General features: G+C 58.0%; 31 protein-coding genes and 1 pseudogene. All 32 read right to left on the bottom strand.

Features of this window, described 5'->3' with window-relative positions; translation table 11 throughout:
- Positions 1 to 84 precede the first annotated feature (84 nt).
- Positions 85 to 549, bottom strand: a complete 465-nt coding sequence (gene bfr, locus INS93_RS04300; protein ID WP_160016976.1) for a bacterioferritin — start codon at positions 547 to 549, stop codon at positions 85 to 87.
- A gap of 135 nt (positions 550 to 684) precedes the next feature.
- Positions 685 to 2,835: a catalase/peroxidase HPI gene (katG, locus tag INS93_RS04295; protein ID WP_192980429.1), complete on the bottom strand. Its 2,151-nt coding sequence runs from the start codon at positions 2,833 to 2,835 to the stop codon at positions 685 to 687.
- 184 nt (positions 2,836 to 3,019) lie between these two features.
- Entirely contained in the window at positions 3,020 to 4,399 is a 1,380-nt protein-coding gene (locus INS93_RS04290) for a Na+/H+ antiporter NhaC family protein (RefSeq protein WP_160016974.1), read from the bottom strand.
- 199 nt (positions 4,400 to 4,598) lie between these two features.
- A complete protein-coding gene (gene rplQ, locus INS93_RS04285) occupies positions 4,599 to 4,985 on the bottom strand; it encodes a 50S ribosomal protein L17 (protein WP_003243945.1) in 387 nt (128 codons plus the stop codon).
- Positions 4,986 to 5,029: 44 nt separating this feature from the next.
- A complete protein-coding gene (locus INS93_RS04280; protein ID WP_099526271.1) occupies positions 5,030 to 6,031 on the bottom strand; it encodes a DNA-directed RNA polymerase subunit alpha in 1,002 nt (333 codons plus the stop codon).
- A 22-nt stretch (positions 6,032 to 6,053) separates the two neighbouring features.
- Positions 6,054 to 6,674: a 30S ribosomal protein S4 gene (gene rpsD, locus INS93_RS04275; protein WP_074682440.1), complete on the bottom strand. Its 621-nt coding sequence runs from the start codon at positions 6,672 to 6,674 to the stop codon at positions 6,054 to 6,056.
- Positions 6,675 to 6,691: 17 nt separating this feature from the next.
- Complete coding sequence (gene rpsK, locus INS93_RS04270; protein ID WP_003243933.1) at positions 6,692 to 7,081, bottom strand: 30S ribosomal protein S11; 390 nt, start codon at positions 7,079 to 7,081, stop codon at positions 6,692 to 6,694.
- 30 nt (positions 7,082 to 7,111) lie between these two features.
- Complete coding sequence (gene rpsM / locus INS93_RS04265; RefSeq protein WP_003463275.1) at positions 7,112 to 7,468, bottom strand: 30S ribosomal protein S13; 357 nt, start codon at positions 7,466 to 7,468, stop codon at positions 7,112 to 7,114.
- Positions 7,469 to 7,601: 133 nt separating this feature from the next.
- Positions 7,602 to 7,718: a 50S ribosomal protein L36 gene (gene rpmJ / locus INS93_RS04260; protein ID WP_002555468.1), complete on the bottom strand. Its 117-nt coding sequence runs from the start codon at positions 7,716 to 7,718 to the stop codon at positions 7,602 to 7,604.
- A 28-nt stretch (positions 7,719 to 7,746) separates the two neighbouring features.
- On the bottom strand, positions 7,747 to 9,075 hold the full coding sequence (gene secY / locus INS93_RS04255) for a preprotein translocase subunit SecY (RefSeq protein WP_036999706.1): 1,329 nt from the start codon (positions 9,073 to 9,075) through the stop codon (positions 7,747 to 7,749).
- Positions 9,076 to 9,507 carry a 50S ribosomal protein L15 gene (gene rplO / locus INS93_RS04250; RefSeq protein WP_017675610.1) on the bottom strand — a complete coding sequence of 144 codons (432 nt, stop codon included), beginning with the start codon at positions 9,505 to 9,507 and terminating at the stop codon, positions 9,076 to 9,078.
- Positions 9,508 to 9,509: 2 nt separating this feature from the next.
- A complete protein-coding gene (gene rpmD / locus INS93_RS04245) occupies positions 9,510 to 9,689 on the bottom strand; it encodes a 50S ribosomal protein L30 (protein ID WP_003243922.1) in 180 nt (59 codons plus the stop codon).
- A gap of 2 nt (positions 9,690 to 9,691) precedes the next feature.
- Positions 9,692 to 10,192, bottom strand: a complete 501-nt coding sequence (rpsE, locus tag INS93_RS04240; RefSeq protein WP_074918509.1) for a 30S ribosomal protein S5 — start codon at positions 10,190 to 10,192, stop codon at positions 9,692 to 9,694.
- A 3-nt stretch (positions 10,193 to 10,195) separates the two neighbouring features.
- On the bottom strand, positions 10,196 to 10,546 hold the full coding sequence (gene rplR, locus INS93_RS04235; RefSeq protein WP_017675612.1) for a 50S ribosomal protein L18: 351 nt from the start codon (positions 10,544 to 10,546) through the stop codon (positions 10,196 to 10,198).
- An 11-nt stretch (positions 10,547 to 10,557) separates the two neighbouring features.
- The gene (gene rplF / locus INS93_RS04230) at positions 10,558 to 11,091 is read right to left on the bottom strand and encodes a 50S ribosomal protein L6 (protein WP_017675613.1); all 534 of its coding nucleotides are present in this window, start codon (positions 11,089 to 11,091) and stop codon (positions 10,558 to 10,560) included.
- 13 nt (positions 11,092 to 11,104) lie between these two features.
- Complete coding sequence (gene rpsH, locus INS93_RS04225; RefSeq protein WP_003243915.1) at positions 11,105 to 11,497, bottom strand: 30S ribosomal protein S8; 393 nt, start codon at positions 11,495 to 11,497, stop codon at positions 11,105 to 11,107.
- Between the two features lie 389 nt (positions 11,498 to 11,886).
- On the bottom strand, positions 11,887 to 12,192 hold the full coding sequence (gene rpsN / locus INS93_RS04220) for a 30S ribosomal protein S14 (RefSeq protein WP_003463288.1): 306 nt from the start codon (positions 12,190 to 12,192) through the stop codon (positions 11,887 to 11,889).
- A gap of 14 nt (positions 12,193 to 12,206) precedes the next feature.
- The gene (gene rplE, locus INS93_RS04215; protein ID WP_017675614.1) at positions 12,207 to 12,746 is read right to left on the bottom strand and encodes a 50S ribosomal protein L5; all 540 of its coding nucleotides are present in this window, start codon (positions 12,744 to 12,746) and stop codon (positions 12,207 to 12,209) included.
- Positions 12,747 to 12,765: 19 nt separating this feature from the next.
- Complete coding sequence (gene rplX, locus INS93_RS04210; RefSeq protein ID WP_017675615.1) at positions 12,766 to 13,080, bottom strand: 50S ribosomal protein L24; 315 nt, start codon at positions 13,078 to 13,080, stop codon at positions 12,766 to 12,768.
- Positions 13,081 to 13,091: 11 nt separating this feature from the next.
- A complete protein-coding gene (rplN, locus tag INS93_RS04205) occupies positions 13,092 to 13,460 on the bottom strand; it encodes a 50S ribosomal protein L14 (RefSeq protein ID WP_003243907.1) in 369 nt (122 codons plus the stop codon).
- Between the two features lie 23 nt (positions 13,461 to 13,483).
- Entirely contained in the window at positions 13,484 to 13,750 is a 267-nt protein-coding gene (rpsQ, locus tag INS93_RS04200) for a 30S ribosomal protein S17 (RefSeq protein ID WP_026088453.1), read from the bottom strand.
- A gap of 2 nt (positions 13,751 to 13,752) precedes the next feature.
- The gene (gene rpmC / locus INS93_RS04195; protein ID WP_003463299.1) at positions 13,753 to 13,944 is read right to left on the bottom strand and encodes a 50S ribosomal protein L29; all 192 of its coding nucleotides are present in this window, start codon (positions 13,942 to 13,944) and stop codon (positions 13,753 to 13,755) included.
- On the bottom strand, positions 13,944 to 14,357 hold the full coding sequence (rplP, locus tag INS93_RS04190) for a 50S ribosomal protein L16 (protein WP_003243901.1): 414 nt from the start codon (positions 14,355 to 14,357) through the stop codon (positions 13,944 to 13,946). Before rplP ends, rpmC begins: the two co-directional genes overlap by 1 nt.
- A 12-nt stretch (positions 14,358 to 14,369) precedes the next feature.
- Entirely contained in the window at positions 14,370 to 15,056 is a 687-nt protein-coding gene (gene rpsC, locus INS93_RS04185) for a 30S ribosomal protein S3 (RefSeq protein WP_017675617.1), read from the bottom strand.
- Between the two features lie 13 nt (positions 15,057 to 15,069).
- On the bottom strand, positions 15,070 to 15,402 hold the full coding sequence (rplV, locus tag INS93_RS04180; RefSeq protein ID WP_003103908.1) for a 50S ribosomal protein L22: 333 nt from the start codon (positions 15,400 to 15,402) through the stop codon (positions 15,070 to 15,072).
- Between the two features lie 11 nt (positions 15,403 to 15,413).
- Positions 15,414 to 15,689 carry a 30S ribosomal protein S19 gene (gene rpsS / locus INS93_RS04175; protein ID WP_017675618.1) on the bottom strand — a complete coding sequence of 92 codons (276 nt, stop codon included), beginning with the start codon at positions 15,687 to 15,689 and terminating at the stop codon, positions 15,414 to 15,416.
- Positions 15,690 to 15,705: 16 nt separating this feature from the next.
- The gene (rplB, locus tag INS93_RS04170; protein ID WP_017675619.1) at positions 15,706 to 16,530 is read right to left on the bottom strand and encodes a 50S ribosomal protein L2; all 825 of its coding nucleotides are present in this window, start codon (positions 16,528 to 16,530) and stop codon (positions 15,706 to 15,708) included.
- A gap of 14 nt (positions 16,531 to 16,544) precedes the next feature.
- Positions 16,545 to 16,844, bottom strand: coding sequence for a 50S ribosomal protein L23 (gene rplW, locus INS93_RS04165; RefSeq protein WP_003463306.1), 300 nt, complete (start codon positions 16,842 to 16,844; stop codon positions 16,545 to 16,547).
- A complete protein-coding gene (gene rplD / locus INS93_RS04160) occupies positions 16,841 to 17,443 on the bottom strand; it encodes a 50S ribosomal protein L4 (protein WP_036999711.1) in 603 nt (200 codons plus the stop codon). The genes rplW and rplD overlap by 4 nt, the downstream gene beginning before the upstream one ends.
- Before the next feature lie 14 nt (positions 17,444 to 17,457).
- Positions 17,458 to 18,087, bottom strand: a complete 630-nt coding sequence (gene rplC, locus INS93_RS04155) for a 50S ribosomal protein L3 (protein ID WP_017675621.1) — start codon at positions 18,085 to 18,087, stop codon at positions 17,458 to 17,460.
- 83 nt (positions 18,088 to 18,170) lie between these two features.
- Positions 18,171 to 18,482: a 30S ribosomal protein S10 gene (rpsJ, locus tag INS93_RS04150; RefSeq protein WP_003186070.1), complete on the bottom strand. Its 312-nt coding sequence runs from the start codon at positions 18,480 to 18,482 to the stop codon at positions 18,171 to 18,173.
- Between the two features lie 155 nt (positions 18,483 to 18,637).
- Positions 18,638 to 18,855 (bottom strand): annotated as a pseudogene (tuf, locus tag INS93_RS04145) (elongation factor Tu); the annotation flags it as partial.

Raw genomic sequence — 18,855 nt, 5'->3', positions numbered from 1 at the left:
GGGCTCTTTCGTGATGGACAACCCACCGTAGGGTGCGCCGCGCGCACCTCAACCTAAGTATCGGTGCGCACGGCGCACCCTACATTACATCTGGCTCTGCAGGTACTTCTCCAGCCCCAGTTTGTCGATCAGTTGCAGCTGAATCTCCAGCCAGTAGGCGTGGTCTTCCTCGGTATCCTTGAGCTGGACCAGGAGGATGTCGCGGGTCTGATAATCCTGGTGTTTCTCGCACAGCTCGATGCCCTTGCTCAGGGCTGCGCGTACTTCGTATTCCAGGGCCAGATCCAGCTTCAGCGCTTCGGGCACGGTCTGCCCGTACTTGAAGGGGTTGGGTGCCATGTCCGGCACGCCCTCAAGAAAGATGATGCGCTTGAGCAGGGCATCGGCGTGCTGGGTTTCCTCTTCCATCTCGTGGTTGATGCGCTCGTAGAGTTTGCTGAAGCCCCAATCCTCATACAGCCGCGAATGGATGAAGTACTGGTCGCGCGCGGCCAACTCGCCCTTGAGCAGATGCTTGAGATAGTCGATGACTTCGGTATGGCCTTTCATGCCGGCAATCCTTGTTGCGTTCGTGAGCAGAGGGCAATGCTCCGCCTGAGGCCCGGTTCGGTCAAGCAAAAGCACAACGCCTCCACGAGGGAGGCGTTGCGGTTTACTGACGCACCACCGGTGCGCCACTCAGGCTCAGGCCAGATCGAAACGATCCAGGTTCATCACCTTGGTCCAGGCGGCAACGAAGTCCTTGACCAGCTTCTCCTTGCCGTCGGCACTGGCATAGACCTCGGCGTAGGCGCGCAGCACCGAGTTGGAGCCGAACACCAGGTCGTTGCGGGTGGCGGTGTACTTCACCTGGCCATCCTTGCGTGTACGCCCTTCGAAGACTTCGTTGCTGTCATCGGCGGCCTTCCATACGGTGCCCATATCCAGCAGGTTGACGAAGAAGTCATTGGACAGCACGCCGACCTTGTCGGTGAACACGCCATGCTGACTGCCGTCGTAGTTGGCGCCCAGCACACGCAGACCACCGACCAGTGCAGTCATCTCCGGTGCGGTCAGCGTCAGCAACTGCGCCTTGTCCACCAGCATCGCCTCGGTGGGCACACCCAGGTTGCCTTTACTGTAGTTGCGGAAACCATCGGCAGCAGACTCCAGTACATCGAAGGAGTCGACATCGGTCTGATCCTGGCGCGCATCGACACGCCCCGGCGCGAAGGGTACGTCTACCGTCACACCGGCAGCCTTGGCAGCCAACTCGACACCGACATTACCGGCCAGCACGATCACGTCAGCCAGGGAGGCCTTGCCGGATGCCTGCTGGATCTCCACCAGTTTCGGCAGCACCTTGATCGCCCGCTGGTTGGCGGCCCAATCCTTCTGCGGTGCCAGCGCCAGGCGCGCACCGTTGGCACCACCGCGCTTGTCGCCACCGCGGAAGGTCGAGGCCGAAGCCCAGGCCACGGACACCAGATCACCAACCGACAGCCCGGAAGCGGCGATCTTCGCTTTCAGATCGGCAATATCGGCAGCGCTCGGGTTGTGGGTGGCAGCAGGCAGCGGGTCTTGCCAGATCAGGTCCTCTTTCGGCACTTCCGGGCCCAGGTAACGGGCTTTAGGCCCCATGTCGCGGTGGGTCAGCTTGTACCAGGCACGCGCGAAAGCATCGGCGAAGGCCTGCGGATCTTCATAGAAATGCTTGGAGATCTTGCCGAACTCCGGATCGAAGCGCAGGGTCAGGTCGGTGGTGAGCATGGTCGGCTTGTGGAATTTGCCCGGCACGTGCGCGTCCGGGATGATCTCCGGCGCATCCTTGGCTACCCACTGCTTTGCGCCAGCTGGCGACTTGGTCAGCTCCCATTCGAACTTGAACAGGTTCTCGAAGAAGTTGTTGCTCCACAGTGCCGGCGTCTTCGTCCAAGTCACTTCCAGGCCACTGGAAACCGTGTCCTTGCCGAAGCCACTGCCGAAGTTGCTGGTCCAGCCCAGGCCCTGGGCTTCGATAGGTCCGGCCTCGGGCTCCGGTCCCTTGTGCGACTCCGGCGCTGCGCCGTGTGCCTTGCCAAAGGTGTGACCGCCAGCGATCAGCGCGACGATTTCCTCGTCGTCCATCGCCATGCGATAGAACGTGGCACGAATGTCCTTGGCTGCGGCCAGGTAGTCGCCGCTGGCATTGGGGCCCTCCGGGTTCACGTAGATCAGCCCCATGTGGGTGGCGCCAAAGGGTGCGGTCAGCTCGCGTTCGTCATTGACGCGCTTGGGATCGACACCCAGCCAGGCGACTTCAGCGCCCCAGTTGACGTCCTGATCCGGTTCCCATACGTCTTCGCGACCGGCACCGAAGCCGAAGGTGCGGAAACCCATGGATTCCAGCGCGACGTTACCGGCGAGGATGTACAGGTCGGCCCAGGAAATGGACTGGCCATACTTCTGCTTGATCGGCCACAGCAGGCGGCGCGACTTGTCGATGTTGACGTTGTCCGGCCAGGAGTTGAGCGGCGCGAAACGCTGCTGACCACGGCCGCCACCGCCACGGCCATCGGTGGTGCGATAGGTGCCGGCAGAGTGCCAGGCCATGCGGATGAACTGCGGACCGTAGTGACCGAAGTCAGCAGGCCACCAGTCCTGGCTGTCGGTCATCAGTCTGACCAGATCGGCCTTGAGCGCCTTGTAATCGAGCCTCTTGAAGGCTTCGGCGTAGTTGAATGTTTCACCTAGTGGATTGGATCGGTCGGAGTGCTGATTGAGCAAATCCACACGCAGCTGATTCGGCCACCAATCTTTGTTGGTCGTGCCACCACCAGCGACGTGATTGAACGGACATTTACCTTGGTTCGACATGGTTCTCTCCTTCTCCTCATCGGGTCGGTCCCAGCGAGTGCGACCAACAATGGGACAAGCCTAGACCCGCTTTGCCAAGCGAACCAATTCATGAAGCATAACGACTCGATAGTTATTTTCTTTCGAGCACGCCATGAAAAAACGGGCAACCAGGGCCCGCTTTTCCAAGGATGAGCAAGGAGATTCAGGCGACGATAATGAAGCCCACAAAAGCCACTGCGGCGGCGACCAGCGTATAAGGCAGCTGAGTGATCGCATGGCTGATCAGGTTGCAGCCCGAGCCCTGCGCCGCCAGCACAGTGGAGTCGCTGTAGAAGCAGGCCTGACTGCCAAAGGCTGCGGCCGACATCAGTGCGCCGATCACCAGTGGAATGTCCGCACCCAGGGCGTAGGCCAGGGGCATGACGATCGGGATGGTCACGGCGAAGATGCCCCAGGACGAGCCAGTGGCGAACGACAGCACCGCCATGCACAGGAACACCATGGCCGGCAGCATCTGCGGCGTCATGTAAGGTTTGAGCGTCTCGACCACGTACTGCGGCAGCATCAGTTGATCGCAGACATCCTTGAAGACGAAAGCCGCCACGCAGATGCCGATGGCCGGAAGCATCGTCTTGAAGCCGTCGACCATCTGATCGAGCATCTCTGACAGCGGCATCAAGCGCTGTACCAGATAGAACGGCAGAGTCAGCAACATGGTGGCGATCATGCCCATCCACACGTCGATGTCGAAATACACAGTGAAGCCGACCAGCATGGCCAGCGGCACCAGGAAGTTATGCAGCTTGCCCCCCTCCTTGTCGGCCCCCTCGAACTCCTCTTCCAGTGATTTCATCGAGTAATTGTGCTCGGGGCTCAGCTCGCCAACGTGCATGGCACCGGCGGAGCCGTGGCGCGCCTGCAACTCGGCCTTGCGCATCGGCCCGATATCCGGGAATAGCCCGGCAGCCACCAGCAGCACCAGCAGTACCGCAGCCCAGGCGTAGAGCATGTAGGGAATAGCCTGGATATAGACATTTATGCCCTGACCACTCTCGGCGATGCCATTGTTCTCCAGCAGGCCGCCAAAGAACACCGCCCAGGTGGACAGCGGAACCAGTACGCAGATCGGCGCAGCGGTGGAATCCACCACGTAAGCCAGCTTTTCGCGCGAAACACTGAAACGGTCGGTGACGCGTTTCATGGTCTCACCCACCGTCAAGGCATTGAGGTAGTCGTCGACGAAAATCACCACGCCGAGCACGAACGTCATCAACAGCGAGGAGCGACGCCCCTTGGCCAGCTTCAGCGCGCTGCGACCAAAGGCCAGGGCACCACCGGTACGCACCAGCAGGGCGATCAACGCACCGAAGCTGCCGCACACCAGGATGAGCCAACCGATGGTTTCATCCTGCATAACCTTCAGCGAGATTTCCGCGAAGCTACCCAGCGCATCCTGGGGTGAGAGCAGCAACAGACCGCTGCAGGCACCGACCAGCAAGGCAAGGATGGGGCGACGCAGCCAGATGGCGAGGGTCAGGACAACGACAGGAGGGATGAGACTCAAAGCAGTAGGTTCGGACATGATCAGCAATTGTTCTTGTTGGGGCCGGCACAGCGGCGAAGCGGAGACAGCCGCACCTTACCCGAGCCCCATGACGTACACAATATCAAACAATACGTGCGGAAAAATATTCACACCACTGACTAGCCACCTTCGGCTCGACAAATCACGGGCAACAAAAAACCGGGCACGAGGCCCGGTTTCTTGTACAACCAGCAACTTACTCGGCAGCTTCTACCGAACCGCCGACCGGACGGTCGACCAGTTCAACGTAAGCCATCGGAGCGTTGTCGCCAGCGCGGAAACCGCACTTGAGGATGCGCAGGTAGCCGCCGTTACGGGTGGCGTAGCGCTTGCCCAGATCGTTGAACAGCTTGCCTACGATGGCTTTCGAACGGGTACGGTCGAAGGCCAGACGACGGTTGGCAACGCTGTCTTCCTTGGCCAGGGTGATCAGCGGCTCGGCAACGCGACGCAGTTCCTTGGCTTTCGGCAGGGTAGTTTTGATCAGCTCGTGCTCGAACAGCGAGACCGCCATGTTCTGGAACATGGCCTTGCGGTGAGCGCTGGTGCGGCTGAGGTGACGGCCACTTTTACGATGACGCATGGTTCAATTCCTTACCAAACTTGTTCGTTCGGTGATGATGACGATCAGGCAGTGGCCTTATCGTCTTTCTTCAGACTTGCCGGCGGCCAGTTGTCGAGGCGCATACCGAGGGACAGACCGCGAGAAGCCAGAACATCCTTGATTTCGGTCAGGGATTTCTTGCCCAGGTTCGGGGTTTTGAGCAGCTCTACTTCGGTGCGCTGAATCAGGTCACCGATGTAGTAGATGTTCTCTGCCTTGAGGCAGTTGGCCGAACGTACGGTCAGTTCCAGGTCATCGACAGGACGCAGCAGGATCGGATCGATCTCGTCTTCCTGCTCGACCACCACTGGCTCACTGTCACCTTTGAGGTCGACGAACGCGGCCAACTGCTGCTGCAGGATGGTCGCGGCACGACGGATAGCCTCTTCAGGGTCCAGAGTACCGTTGGTTTCCAGGTCGATAACCAGTTTGTCCAGGTTGGTACGCTGCTCGACACGGGCGTTTTCCACCACGTAAGCAACCCGACGCACAGGGCTGAACGAAGCATCCAGCTGCAAGCGACCAATGCTGCGGCTTTCATCTTCGTCGCTCTGACGCGCGTCAGCCGGCTCATAGCCGCGACCACGAGCCACGGTGAGCTTCATGTTCAGCGCGCCATTGGAGGCCAGGTTGGCGATTACGTGGTCGCCATTGACGATTTCGACATCGTGATCCAGCTGAATATCGGCAGCGGTAACTACGCCCGGGCCCTTCTTAGCCAGAGTCAGGGTCACTTCGTCACGGCCGTGCAGCTTGATAGCCAGACCTTTCAGGTTGAGCAGGATCTCGATTACATCTTCCTGCACACCTTCGATCGCGGAGTACTCATGGAGTACGCCATCGATCTCGGCCTCGACTACTGCACAGCCAGGCATGGAGGACAACAGGATGCGACGCAGCGCGTTGCCCAGGGTATGGCCAAAGCCACGCTCGAGAGGCTCGAGGGTGATCTTGGCGCGGGTCGAACTGACCTCCTGCACATCGATGTGACGGGGGGTCAGGAACTCATTTACCGAAATCTGCATGGATGCACCTATTTTCTAGCCCTTACTTGGAGTAGAGCTCGACAATCAGGCTCTCGTTGATGTCGGCGGACAGATCGCCACGAGCCGGTACGTTCTTGAACACACCAGACTTCTTCTCGGCGTCTACTTCTACCCACTCAACACGGCCACGCTGGGCGCAGAGCTCGAGAGCCTGAGCGATGCGCAGCTGATTGCGCGATTTCTCGCGAATAGCAACGACGTCGCCAGCCTTAACTTGGTAGGACGGTACGTTTACGGTCTGACCGTTGACGCTGATCGCTTTGTGCGAAACCAGCTGACGGGACTCGGCACGAGTAGCGCCAAAACCCATACGGTAAACCACGTTGTCCAGACGGCACTCCAGCAGTTGCAGCAGATTTTCGCCGGTGGCGCCTTTCTGGCTGGCAGCTTGCTTGTAGTAACCGCTGAATTGACGCTCCAGTACGCCGTAGATACGACGAACTTTCTGCTTCTCACGCAGCTGGGTGCCGTAGTCGGACTGACGGCCACGGCGCTGGCCGTGGATACCCGGGGCTGCTTCGATATTGCACTTAGATTCAAGCGCGCGAACACCACTCTTCAGAAAGAGATCGGTGCCTTCACGACGAGACAGTTTGCACTTGGGACCAATGTAACGAGCCATTTCTCACTGTCTCCTGATTACACGCGACGCTTCTTCGGCGGACGGCACCCGTTGTGCGGGATTGGCGTCACGTCGGTGATGCTGGCGATTTTGTAGCCGCAGGCGTTCAGAGCACGCACGGCGGATTCGCGACCTGGGCCTGGACCTTTGACGTTGACGTCGAGGTTCTTCAGACCGTATTCCAGTGCAGCCTGACCAGCGCGCTCAGCGGCGATCTGGGCAGCGAACGGAGTCGACTTACGCGAGCCGCGGAAACCCGAACCACCAGAGGTAGCCCAGGACAGGGCGTTACCCTGACGGTCGGTAATGGTCACGATAGTGTTGTTGAAAGACGCGTGGATGTGGGCGATGCCATCAACCACCGTCTTTTTGACTTTTTTACGAGTACGAGCAGCAGGTTTTGCCATGACTAAATTCCTGTCGATTCGCGAATGCGATTACTTGCGGATCGGCTTACGCGGGCCCTTACGGGTGCGAGCGTTGGTCTTGGTACGCTGACCGCGAACCGGCAGACCTTTACGATGACGCAGGCCACGGTAGCAACCCAGATCCATCAAGCGCTTGATCTTCATATTCACTTCACGACGCAGGTCGCCTTCGGTATTCACCTTGGCTACTTCGCCACGCAGCTGTTCGATCTGCTCGTCAGTCAGATCCTTGATTTTCGCAGCCGGATTTACACCGGTAGCGGCACAGATTTTCTGTGCAGTAGTGCGACCAACACCAAAGATGTAGGTCAGCGAGATAACAGTGTGCTTGTTATCCGGAATGTTAACGCCTGCAATACGGGCCATTCAGTGGAACTCCAATTGACAGCTACCTACGCCCCGGAAGCCAAGAAATAGGGCGCGAGATATTAACGCTGTAATAACAAATAATCAACCCGGCAGCGCACTAGCTGCCGGGCTTATCACGCGTGGTTCACACTCAGCCTTGGCGCTGCTTGTGACGCGGCTCTGCGCTGCAGATCACCCGCACGACACCTTCGCGACGGATAATTTTGCAGTTACGGCACAGCTTTTTCACCGATGCACGAACTTTCATTACCAACTCCTCGAACCTTACGGGTGGATCAGCGGAGCATGCCGCTGCCATAGCCCTTCAGGTTGGCTTTCTTCATCAGGGAATCGTACTGGTGAGACACGAGGTGCGATTGCACTTGGGACATGAAGTCCATTACAACCACGACCACGATCAGCAACGAGGTCCCGCCAAGGTAGAACGGAACGTTGGCTGCAACCACCAGGAACTGGGGCAACAGGCACACGGCCGTCATGTACAGAGCACCGAACATGGTCAAGCGGGTCAGAACGCCATCGATATAGCGTGCAGACTGCTCACCCGGACGGATACCCGGAATAAAGGCACCGGACTTCTTCAGGTTTTCCGCTACGTCTTTCGGGTTGAACATCAGCGCTGTGTAGAAGAAGCAGAAGAAAATGATCCCTGCACTAAACAGCAGAATGTTCAACGGCTGACCAGGAGCGATAGCCTGCGAAATGTCCTGCAGCCAGCCCAAACCCTCGGACTGACCAAACCAGGCACCCAGCGAGGCCGGGAACAGCAGAAGGCTGCTGGCGAAAATGGCCGGAATTACGCCCGCCATGTTCACCTTCAACGGCAGGTGGCTGGTCTGCGCAGCGAAGACCTTGCGGCCCTGCTGACGCTTGGCGTAGTGCACCGCAATGCGACGCTGACCACGCTCAATGAACACCACGAAACCGATGATCGCTACTGCCAGCAGGCCGATGGCGATCAGAGCGAAAATATTGATATCGCCCTGACGAGCAGACTCGAAAGACTGCCCGATCGCCGACGGCAGACCGGCCACGATGCCTGCAAAAATCAGCATCGAGATACCGTTGCCGACACCGCGCTCGGTGATCTGCTCGCCCAGCCACATCATGAACATCGCGCCCGCCACGAAAGTGGTGATCGCCACGAAGTGGAAGCCGAAATCGACCGAGAACGCTACGCCCTGGCTAGCCAGACCAACGGACATACCGATGGCCTGAACGAACGCCAGGACGAGAGTGCCGTAGCGGGTGTACTGGCTGATCTTGCGACGGCCAGCTTCACCTTCCTTCTTCAACTGCTCCAGCTGCGGGCTGACGGCGGTCATCAGCTGCATGATGATCGATGCCGAAATGTACGGCATGATCCCCAGTGCAAAGATGCTCATCCGCTCCAGCGCGCCGCCGGAAAACATGTTGAACAAGCTAAGAATGGTCCCCTCATTCTGCCGGAACAGATCCGCCAGTCGGTCTGGGTTGATGCCAGGAACCGGGATGTGCGCACCTATCCGGTAGACGATGATCGCCAGGAACAGGAAACGCAGACGAGCCCAGAGTTCGGACAACCCGCCACCTGCCAGCGCTGAGAGAGCACCTTGCTTAGCCATTTAGTCCTCGAACTTACCGCCAGCTGCTTCGATAGCCGCACGCGCACCCTTGGTGGCGGCGATACCTTTCAGGGTGACCGCACGGGTAACCTCACCGGACAGCATGACTTTCACACGCTGTACGTGATGGCCTACCAGATTGGCATCCTTCAGAGCCTGCAGAGTTACAACACCCTCTACCTTGTTAAGCTCGGAAGTACGCACTTCGGCGCGATCCATAGCCTTCAGGGAGACGAAGCCGAACTTCGGCAGACGGCGGTGCAGCGGCTGCTGACCACCCTCGAAGCCCGGAGCGATGGAGCCACCGGAGCGGGAGGTTTGACCTTTGTGGCCACGGCCACCAGTCTTACCCAGACCGCTACCGATGCCACGGCCCGGACGGTGCTTCTCGCGACGGGCACCCGGCGCGGAACGCAGATCGTTCAGTTGCATGATTAACCCTCCACCTTCAGCAGGTAGTAAGCCTTGTTGATCATGCCGCGGTTTTCCGGAGTATCCAGAACCTCTACGGTGTGACCGATGCGACGCAGGCCCAGGCCCTTGACGCAAGCTTTGTGATTGGCCAGACGGCCATTGGTGCTCTTGATCAGAGTCACTTTGACGGTATTAGCCATGGTTAGAGAATCTCCTCGACGCTCTTGCCACGCTTGGCCGCAACGGACGCTGGAGACTGCATGGTCTTCAGACCCTTGAAAGTGGCATGAACCACGTTCACCGGGTTGGTCGAGCCGTAGCACTTGGCCAGAACGTTCTGCACACCAGCCACTTCCAGCACGGCACGCATGGCGCCGCCGGCGATGATACCGGTACCTTCCGAAGCCGGCTGCATGAACACCTTGGAGGCGCCGTGAGCGGATTTGATCGGGTACTGCAGAGTGGTGCCGTTCAGATCAACTTGGATCATGTTGCGACGAGCGGCTTCCATCGCTTTCTGGATAGCAGCCGGAACTTCGCGGGACTTGCCACGGCCGAAACCGACGCGACCCTTGCCATCACCCACCACGGTCAGCGCGGTGAAAGTGAAGATACGGCCACCCTTTACGGTCTTGGCAACGCGGTTAACCTGAACCAGCTTCTCGATGTAGCCTTCGTCGCGCTTTTGGTCGTTATTTGCCATAACTTAGAACTCCAGCCCGCCTTCACGAGCAGCATCAGCCAGCGCCTTGACGCGGCCGTGGTACTTGAAGCCAGAACGGTCGAATGCCACCTGGGTCACACCAGCGGCTTTCGCACGCTCAGCAACCAGCGCACCAACTTTCTTGGCTGCGTCGACGTTGCCGGTGGCGCCATCACGCAGTGCTTTGTCCAAGGTAGAGGCGCTGGCCAGAACCTTGCTGCCGTCGGCCGAGATGACCTGGGCATAGATGTGCTGCGAAGAGCGGTACACGCACAGACGCACGGCTTCGAGCTCGTGCATTTTCAAGCGTGCTTTGCGAGCGCGACGCAGACGAGTAACTTTTTTGTCGGTCATTTCTCAGCCCCTTACTTCTTCTTGGCTTCTTTACGACGGACAACTTCATCCGCGTAACGAACGCCTTTGCCCTTGTAGGGCTCAGGACGACGGAAGTCACGGATTTCCGCAGCCACCTGACCCACCAGTTGCTTGTCGATACCCTTGATCAGGATTTCGGTCTGGTTCGGGGTTTCGGCCACGACGCCTTCCGGCAGTTCGTAGTCGATCGGGTGGGAGAAGCCCAGTGCGAGGTTCAGCACCTGGCCTTTGGCTTGAGCTTTGTAGCCCACGCCGACCAGTTGCAGCTTACGCTCGAAGCCTTGGCTGACACCGATGACCATGTTGTTCACCAGGGCGCGAGTAGTACCGGCCATAGCGCGGTTCTGCTGATCGCCATTACGAGCAGCGAAACGCAGTTCGCTACCTTCCTGGATCACTTCAACGGACGAGTGAACGTTCAGTTCCAGAGCGCCCTTGGCACCCTTAACCGAGAGCTGCTGACCGGCGAGTTTGATCTCGACACCGGCAGGCAGCACAACGGGGTTCTTAGCAACGCGAGACATGCTTATCCCCCCCTTAGAACACGGTGCAGAGCACTTCGCCGCCGACACCGGCAGCGCGCGCAGCGCGATCCGTCATCACACCTTTGTTGGTGGAGACGATGGAAACACCGAGACCGCCGCGAACCTTCGGCAGGTCATCGACGGATTTGTATTGACGAAGGCCAGGACGGCTCACGCGCTTGACTTCCTCGATGACCGGACGGCCTTCGAAGTACTTCAGCTCGATGGACAGTTGTGGCTTGGCTTCACCATTGACTTCATAACCCGCAATGTAACCTTCGTCTTTCAGAACTTTGGCTACTGCTACCTTCAGAGTGGAAGAAGGCATGCTTACGACGGACTTTTCAGCCATCTGGGCATTACGGATACGAGTTAGCATGTCCGCTAACGGGTCCTGCATACTCATGGGCTAGACGCTCCTGATACAAAAAGAACAGCCCGAGGGCTGTGGGATCATCCAAAAGCTCGGCATGGAAATACCAGGCTCAGGAGAGCCGGACATTCTAGAGACCGATCAAAAATGAATCAAGCCCCAAAAGGGGCTTGATTCATTATTCTGCTGGTAGTCTTGCGAGCTAGAGCCAGGCAAAGCGCAAGGAGGTGAGGATCGGCTGGAGTCGCGAGCGACTTTACTGTAGAGCAATACTCGCTTCGCTCGCCCCGATGGGGCCGCACTAAAGTACGTTAGCCGCGAGCGGCTTTCCGAACCTACTTGCAACGCGGCATGGCCGACGCGCAGCAGACCGCCATAAAGACAAAGCCGGCACTAGGCCGGCTTCGCTTTTTAACTACGCCTTACCAGCTGGCTTTCACCAGACCCGGTACGTCGCCACGCATAGCGGCTTCACGCAGCTTGTTACGCGACAGACCGAACTTGCGGTAAACGCCGTGCGGACGGCCGGTGATGCGGCAACGGTTACGCAGGCGCGAGGCGCTGGCGTCACGCGGCTGCTTCTGCAGTGCGACCTGGGCTTCCCAACGCGCTTCCGGACTGGTGTTCGGATTAGCGATGGTGGCTTTCAGCTCAGCACGCTTCTTGGCGTACTTGGCAACCGTCTGCTGACGCTTCAGCTCGCGGTTCTTCATGCTTGTCTTGGCCATTATCCAGACTCCGATCAGTTGCGGAACGGGAAGTTGAAAGCACGCAGCAGAGCGCGGCCTTCATCATCGTTACGGGCAGTGGTAGTCAGGGTGATGTCCAGACCACGCAGCGCATCGATTTTGTCGTAATCGATTTCCGGGAAGATGATCTGCTCTTTCACGCCCATGCTGTAGTTGCCACGGCCATCGAAGGACTTGGCATTCAGGCCGCGGAAGTCACGCACGCGCGGCAGGGAGATGGACAGCAGACGATCCAGGAACTCGTACATACGCTCGCGACGCAGAGTGACCTTGACGCCAATTGGCCAACCTTCACGAACCTTGAAACCTGCGATCGACTTGCGGGCATGAGTCACAACGACTTTCTGACCGGTAATCTTCTCGAGGTCGGCAACAGCGTTTTCGATGATCTTCTTGTCACCGATCGCTTCGCCCAGGCCCATGTTCAGGGTGATCTTGGTGATGCGCGGAACTTCCATCACGTTCGCCAGCTTCAGTTCTTCCTTCAGCTTGGGCGCGATTTCCTTCCGGTAAATCTCTTTCAGTCGTGCCATGGTATTTACCTACGGATTCTCAAGCGCCAACCGGCTTCTGGGTGGACTTGAAGACACGAATTTTCTTGCCGTCTTCGGTCTTGAAGCCAACGCGGTCAGCCTTGTTGGTTTCAGAGTTGAAGATGGCAACGTTGGAAGCGTGCAGAGGCGCTTCTTTCTCGACGATACCGCCTTGAACGCCCGACATCGGGTTCGGCTTGGTATGACGCTTCACCAGGTTGATGCCACCGACGACCAAACGGTCGTCAGCGAGAACCTTGAGCACCTTACCGCGCTTACCTTTGTCTTTGCCGGCGATCACGATGATCTCGTCGTCACGACGAATCTTTTGCATGTCGGATCTCCTTAAAGCACTTCAGGGGCGAGCGAGACGATCTTCATGAACTTCTCGGAACGCAGTTCACGGGTCACTGGCCCGAAGATACGGGTACCGATCGGCTCTTGCTTGTTGTTCAGCAGAACAGCAGCGTTGCCGTCGAAGCGGATGATCGAACCGTCGGCACGACGAACGCCGTGACGGGTGCGAACAACCACTGCGGTCATGACCTGACCTTTCTTCACTTTGCCGCGCGGAATTGCTTCCTTGACGGTGACCTTGATGATGTCGCCGATGCCGGCGTAGCGACGATGAGAGCCGCCCAGCACCTTGATGCACATAACGCGACGTGCACCACTGTTGTCAGCAACATCGAGCATGGATTGAGTCTGAATCATAAAATTTCTCCGACCCCTAGCCCTTAGACGTCAACTGCGCGTTCGACGACTTCAACCAGAGCCCAAGACTTGGTCTTGGACTGCGGACGGGTTTCGCGAATGGAAACCTTGTCGCCGATCTTGCACTGGTTGGTTTCGTCGTGAGCGTGCAGTTTGGTCGAACGCTTGACGTATTTACCGTAGATCGGGTGCTTTACACGGCGCTCGATCAGAACGGTGATGGTCTTGTCCATCTTGTCGCTGACAACACGGCCGGTCAGCGTACGGACTGTTTTTTCGGCTTCAGCCATGATCACTTACCTGCCTGCTGGTTGAGCACAGTTTTCACACGAGCGATGTCGCGCTTAACTTGCGAGAGCAGGTGAGACTGCCCCAACTGGCCAGTTGCTTTCTGCATGCGCAGATTGAACTGGTCGCGCAGCAGACCGAGCAATTGCTCGTTCAGTTGCTGTGCGGTTTTTTCACGAAGTTCGGTCGCTTTCATCACATCACCGTCCGCTTAACAAAGGTGGTGGCGAGCGGCAGCTTTGCAGCAGCCAGGGCGAAAGCCTCACGCGCCAGCTCTTCGGAAACGCCTTCGATCTCGTACAGGACCTTGCCTGGCTGGATCTGGGCTACCCAATATTCGACGCCACCCTTACCTTTACCCATCCGCACTTCGAGAGGCTTCTTGGTAACCGGCTTGTCCGGGAATACGCGAATCCAGATCTTGCCGCCACGTTTTACGTGACGAGTCAGAGCACGACGAGCGGACTCGATCTGACGGGCGGTGAGACGACCGCGGGCTACAGACTTCAGCGCGAACTCGCCGAAGCTGACCTTGCTACCGCGCTGAGCCAGACCACGGTTGTGGCCGGTCATCTGCTTGCGGAACTTCGTACGCTTTGGTTGCAACATGATGCGTACTCCTTATTTCTTAGCAGCTTTACGAGGAGCGGGCGCTTGCGGCTTCAGCTCTTCAGTGCGGCCACCAATGACCTCACCCTTGAAGATCCAAACCTTGACGCCGATCACACCGTAAGTGGTGTGCGCTTCGTAGGTGGCGTAATCGATATCTGCACGCAGGGTGTGCAGGGGCACACGACCTTCGCGATACCACTCGGTACGGGCGATTTCAGCGCCACCAAGACGACCACTCACCTGGATCTTGATGCCCTTGGCACCAATACGCATGGCGTTCTGTACAGCGCGCTTCATGGCGCGACGGAACATTACGCGACGCTCCAGCTGCTGAGCTACGCTCTGTGCAACCAGCATACCGTCGAGCTCCGGCTTGCGGATCTCTTCGATGTTGATGTGCACCGGCACACCCATTTGCTTGGTCAGGTCCTGACGCAGCTTCTCAACATCTTCACCTTTCTTGCCGATCACGATGCCGGGACGAGCGGTGTGGATGGTGATGCGTGCGGTTTGAGCCGGGCGAGCGATGTCGATACGGCTAACGGACGCGCTTTTTAGTTTGTCTTGCAGGTATGCACGAACCTTCAGGTCGGCGTTCAGGTAGTCGGCGTAAGTGCGACCATCTGCATACCAAACCGAAGTGTGATCCTTGACGATTCCCAGGCGGATGCCAACGGGATGTACTTTCTGACCCATCTGATCGACTCCGTTACTTGTCCGCAACCTTGACAGTGATATGGCAAGACCGCTTGACGATGCGATCAGCACGGCCTTTGGCACGCGGCATGATGCGCTTAAGCGAACGCCCTTCGTTGACGAAAACGGTGCTGACCTTCAGGTCATCAACGTCTGCGCCTTCGTTGTGCTCGGCGTTGGCAACGGCCGACTCCAGCACTTTCTTCATGATCTCGGCGGCCTTCTTGCTGCTGAAAGCCAGCAGATTGAGCGCTTCGCCCACCTTCTTCCCGCGGATCTGGTCGGCGACCAGGCGAGCTTTCTGGGCGGAGATGCGAGCGCCCGACAACTTAGCGGCTACTTCCATTTCCAAACCCCTTAACGCTTGCCTTTCTTGTCGGCAACGTGACCACGATAGGTACGCGTGCCGGCAAATTCGCCCAGTTTGTGGCCGACCATGTCTTCGTTCACGAGAACTGGGACATGTTGACGACCGTTATGCACAGCGATGGTCAGACCGACCATCTGCGGCAGGATCATGGAACGACGCGACCAGGTCTTAACCGGTTTGCGTTCGTTCTTTTCCACCGCCGCTTCGACCTTCTTCAGTAGGTGAAGATCGATAAAAGGACCTTTTTTCAGAGAACGTGGCACTGTCGTATCCCTCTATTTACTTGCGACGACGGACGATCATGTTGTCGGTGCGCTTGTTAGCACGGGTTTTCGCGCCCTTGGTCGGGAAGCCCCATGGCGACACCGGATGACGACCACCGGAGGTACGACCCTCACCACCACCGTGTGGGTGATCAACCGGGTTCATGGCAACACCACGAACGGTCGGACGAACACCGCGCCAGCGCTTGGCACCGGCCTTACCCAGCGAACGCAGGCTGTGCTCGGAGTTCGAGACTTCGCCCAGGGTCGCACGGCACTCGGACAGGACTTTGCGCATTTCGCCGGAGCGCAGACGCAGAGTCACATAGGCACCTTCACGAGCGATCAGCTGAGCGGAAGCACCAGCAGAACGAGCGATCTGAGCACCCTTGCCCGGCTTCAGCTCGATACCGTGAACGGTCGAACCTACCGGAATGTTGCGCAGCTGCAGGCTGTTGCCCGGCTTGATCGGAGCCATGATGCCCGCAATCAGCTGGTCGCCAGCAGAAACGCCCTTCGGAGCGATGATGTAGCGACGTTCGCCGTCAGCGTATTTCAGCAGAGCGATGTGAGCAGTACGGTTCGGGTCGTATTCCACGCGCTCGACGGTGGCAGGAATGCCATCCTTGTCGTTGCGACGGAAGTCGACCAGACGGTAATGCTGCTTGTGACCACCACCGATATGACGGGTGGTAATACGGCCATTGTTGTTACGACCACCGGACTTCGACTTTTTCTCGAGCAGCGGAGCGTACGGAGCGCCTTTGTGCAGCTCCTGATTGACCACCTTGACCACAAAACGGCGGCCAGCGGAAGTCGGTTTGCATTTAACGATTGCCATGATGCACCCCTTCCTTACTCAGCACTGCTGGTGAAATCGAGTTCTTGGCCCGGCTGAAGGGAGATAACTGCCTTCTTCCAGTCGTTACGCTTGCCCAGACCGCGAGCGGTGCGCTTGCTCTTACCCAGAACGTTCTGAGTAGTAACGCGCTCAACCTTCACGCCGAACAGGCCTTCGACAGCCTTCTTGATTTCCAGCTTGGTCGCATCGGTAGCGACTTTGAAAACGAACTGACCTTGTTTGTCAGCCAGAACCGTGGCCTTCTCGGAGATGTGCGGGCCAAGCAGCACTTTGAATACGCGTTCCTGGTTCATCCCAGCAGCTCCTCGAATTTCTTCACGGCCGAAACGGTGACCAGCACCTTCTCGTACGCGATCAGGCTGACCGGATCGGAACCCTGGACGTCACGTACATCAACGTGCGGCAGGTTGCGGGCAGCCAGGTACAGGTTCTCATCGACAGCGTCGGATACGATCAGCACGTCGGTCAGGCCCAGGCCATTGAGTTTGGCCAGCAGGGTCTTGGTCTTCGGCGCATCAACGGCGAAGTCTTCGACCACGACCAGACGGTCGGTACGAACGAGCTCAGCAAGGATGGAGCGCAGAGCTGCGCGATACATCTTCTTGTTCAGCTTTTGATCATGGTTGCGGGTGGACGCTGCGAAGGTCACACCACCGCCACGCCAGATCGGACCACGAGTGGTACCAGCACGAGCACGACCAGTGCCCTTCTGACGCCAGGGGCGCTTACCGCCACCGGATACGTCGGAACGGGACTTCTGACCTTTGGTACCCTGACGGCCGCCAGCCATGTAGGCCACAACTGCTTGGTGAACCAGAGTCTCGTTGAACTCGCCACCGAAGGTCGCTTCGGACACTTCGATCGCCTGAGCGCCATTTACATTCAATTGCATCTCAGATTCTCCCCTTACGCCTTGGCAGCCGGACGAACGATAACGTCGCCGCCAGTAGCGCCAGGAACGGCACCCTTGACCAGCAACAGATTACGCTCGGCGTCTACGCGCACGACTTCCAGGGACTGCACGGTAACGCGCTCAGCACCCATGTGGCCGGACATCTTCTTGCCCTTGAATACGCGACCCGGGGTCTGGCACTGGCCAATGGAACCCGGAACACGGTGGGACACGGAGTTGCCGTGAGTGTTGTCCTGGCCGCGGAAGTTCCAACGCTTGATGGTACCGGCGAAGCCTTTACCTTTGGACTGACCGGTCACATCGACCAGTTGACCAGCTTGGAAAATTTCAGCGTTGATCAGATCGCCAGCCTGGTAGTCGCCTTCTTCAAGACGGAATTCCAGAACAGTACGACCTGCCGCGACGTTCGCCTTGGCGAAGTGGCCAGCTTGAGCTGCTGTGACACGCGAAGCGCGACGCTCGCCAACAGTGACTTGCACTGCGCGATAGCCATCGGATTCTTCGGTTTTAAACTGGGTGACGCGATTCGGCTCGATCTCGATGACCGTAACCGGAATGGAGACACCTTCTTCGGTGAAAATACGGGTCATACCCGCTTTACGACCGACTACACCAATAGTCATGTTGTAAACCTCATGAGTGTACGGGGCTTTCACCCGCTATGGCCGCCCATTTCAGAGCGTTACACGACTAAAACCGCCAGGTTTTAGCCGAGGCTGATCTGCACTTCCACGCCTGCCGCAAGGTCAAGCTTCATCAGCGCGTCAACGGTTTTATCCGTCGGCTGGACGATGTCCAGAACACGCTTATGAGTGCGGATTTCGTACTGATCGCGCGCGTCTTTGTTGACGTGCGGGGAGACCAGAACGGTAAACCGCTCCTTACGAGTAGGCAGAGGAATCGGACCACGCACCTGAGCACCAGTACGTTTCGCGGTTTCCACGATTTCCTGGGTAGATTGATCGATCAGGCGATGGTCAAAAGCCTTCAACCGAATACGGATTTGTTGGTTTTGCATTTTGACCTCAGATTCCAAGCTGCTAATCCCCACAGACGGACTACGCCCGCTCGAGGGAGGCGCAATTGTACGGATGCCCCCTGGGGGTGTCAACTTTTAACCAATCCAAAAGAAAAGGGCCCCGAGGGGCCCTTTTCCATACCGCAGATCGTTGATTACTCGACGATCTTGGCAACCACGCCAGCACCAACGGTACGGCCGCCTTCGCGAATCGCGAAACGCAGGCCATCTTCCATGGCGATCGGCTTGATCAGGGTGACAACCATTTTGATGTTGTCGCCCGGCATTACCATCTCAACGCCTTCCGGCAGTTCGCACGAACCGGTCACGTCAGTGGTACGGAAGTAGAACTGAGGACGGTAGCCCTTGAAGA

This window comes from Pseudomonas sp. EggHat1 (genome assembly GCF_014892995.1).
In the GTDB taxonomy this organism is placed as follows: Bacteria; Pseudomonadota; Gammaproteobacteria; order Pseudomonadales; family Pseudomonadaceae; genus Aquipseudomonas; species Aquipseudomonas chaetocerotis.
Note: the sequence above shows the minus strand (reverse complement) of the source record. Positions and strands in the feature narration are given on the sequence as shown.

Bases quoted from the DNA above. Each gene is read 5' to 3' on its own strand.
- rpsK (WP_003243933.1), bottom strand. From the start codon at position 7,081: ATGGCAAAACCTGCTGCTCGTACTCGTAAAAAAGTCAAAAAGACGGTG.
- rplP (WP_003243901.1), bottom strand. From the start codon at position 14,357: ATGTTGCAACCAAAGCGTACGAAGTTCCGCAAGCAGATGACCGGCCAC.
- bfr (WP_160016976.1), bottom strand. From the start codon at position 549: ATGAAAGGCCATACCGAAGTCATCGACTATCTCAAGCATCTGCTCAAG.
- rplO (WP_017675610.1), bottom strand. From the start codon at position 9,507: ATGCAACTGAACGATCTGCGTTCCGCGCCGGGTGCCCGTCGCGAGAAG.
- rplD (WP_036999711.1), bottom strand. From the start codon at position 17,443: ATGCAATTGAATGTAAATGGCGCTCAGGCGATCGAAGTGTCCGAAGCG.
- rplW (WP_003463306.1), bottom strand. From the start codon at position 16,844: ATGAACCAGGAACGCGTATTCAAAGTGCTGCTTGGCCCGCACATCTCC.
- rpmC (WP_003463299.1), bottom strand. From the start codon at position 13,944: ATGAAAGCGACCGAACTTCGTGAAAAAACCGCACAGCAACTGAACGAG.
- rplV (WP_003103908.1), bottom strand. From the start codon at position 15,402: ATGGAAGTAGCCGCTAAGTTGTCGGGCGCTCGCATCTCCGCCCAGAAA.
- rpsN (WP_003463288.1), bottom strand. From the start codon at position 12,192: ATGGCCAAGACAAGCATGAAGAACCGCGAGCTGAAGCGTCAGCAGACG.
- secY (WP_036999706.1), bottom strand. From the start codon at position 9,075: ATGGCTAAGCAAGGTGCTCTCTCAGCGCTGGCAGGTGGCGGGTTGTCC.
- rpsH (WP_003243915.1), bottom strand. From the start codon at position 11,497: ATGAGTATGCAGGACCCGTTAGCGGACATGCTAACTCGTATCCGTAAT.
- rplC (WP_017675621.1), bottom strand. From the start codon at position 18,087: ATGACTATTGGTGTAGTCGGTCGTAAAGCGGGTATGACCCGTATTTTC.
- rpsE (WP_074918509.1), bottom strand. From the start codon at position 10,192: ATGGCAAATAACGACCAAAAGCGCGACGAAGGCTACATCGAGAAGCTG.
- rpmJ (WP_002555468.1), bottom strand. From the start codon at position 7,718: ATGAAAGTTCGTGCATCGGTGAAAAAGCTGTGCCGTAACTGCAAAATT.
- katG (WP_192980429.1), bottom strand. From the start codon at position 2,835: ATGTCGAACCAAGGTAAATGTCCGTTCAATCACGTCGCTGGTGGTGGC.
- rplN (WP_003243907.1), bottom strand. From the start codon at position 13,460: ATGATTCAGACTCAATCCATGCTCGATGTTGCTGACAACAGTGGTGCA.
- rpsM (WP_003463275.1), bottom strand. From the start codon at position 7,468: ATGGCCCGTATTGCAGGCGTTAACATTCCGGATAACAAGCACACTGTT.
- rpsJ (WP_003186070.1), bottom strand. From the start codon at position 18,482: ATGCAAAACCAACAAATCCGTATTCGGTTGAAGGCTTTTGACCATCGC.
- rplF (WP_017675613.1), bottom strand. From the start codon at position 11,091: ATGTCTCGCGTTGCTAAGAACCCCGTTGTGCTGCCTGCCGGTGTCGAG.
- rplQ (WP_003243945.1), bottom strand. From the start codon at position 4,985: ATGCGTCATCGTAAAAGTGGCCGTCACCTCAGCCGCACCAGCGCTCAC.
- rplB (WP_017675619.1), bottom strand. From the start codon at position 16,530: ATGGCAATCGTTAAATGCAAACCGACTTCCGCTGGCCGCCGTTTTGTG.
- rplR (WP_017675612.1), bottom strand. From the start codon at position 10,546: ATGACCGACAAAAAAGTTACTCGTCTGCGTCGCGCTCGCAAAGCACGC.
- rpmD (WP_003243922.1), bottom strand. From the start codon at position 9,689: ATGGCTAATACCGTCAAAGTGACTCTGATCAAGAGCACCAATGGCCGT.
- rpsC (WP_017675617.1), bottom strand. From the start codon at position 15,056: ATGGGTCAGAAAGTACATCCCGTTGGCATCCGCCTGGGAATCGTCAAG.
- rplE (WP_017675614.1), bottom strand. From the start codon at position 12,746: ATGGCACGACTGAAAGAGATTTACCGGAAGGAAATCGCGCCCAAGCTG.
- rpsQ (WP_026088453.1), bottom strand. From the start codon at position 13,750: ATGGCTGAAGCCGAAAAAACAGTCCGTACGCTGACCGGCCGTGTTGTC.
- INS93_RS04280 (WP_099526271.1), bottom strand. From the start codon at position 6,031: ATGCAGATTTCGGTAAATGAGTTCCTGACCCCCCGTCACATCGATGTG.
- rpsD (WP_074682440.1), bottom strand. From the start codon at position 6,674: ATGGCTCGTTACATTGGTCCCAAGTGCAAACTGTCTCGTCGTGAAGGC.
- INS93_RS04290 (WP_160016974.1), bottom strand. From the start codon at position 4,399: ATGTCCGAACCTACTGCTTTGAGTCTCATCCCTCCTGTCGTTGTCCTG.
- rplX (WP_017675615.1), bottom strand. From the start codon at position 13,080: ATGCAAAAGATTCGTCGTGACGACGAGATCATCGTGATCGCCGGCAAA.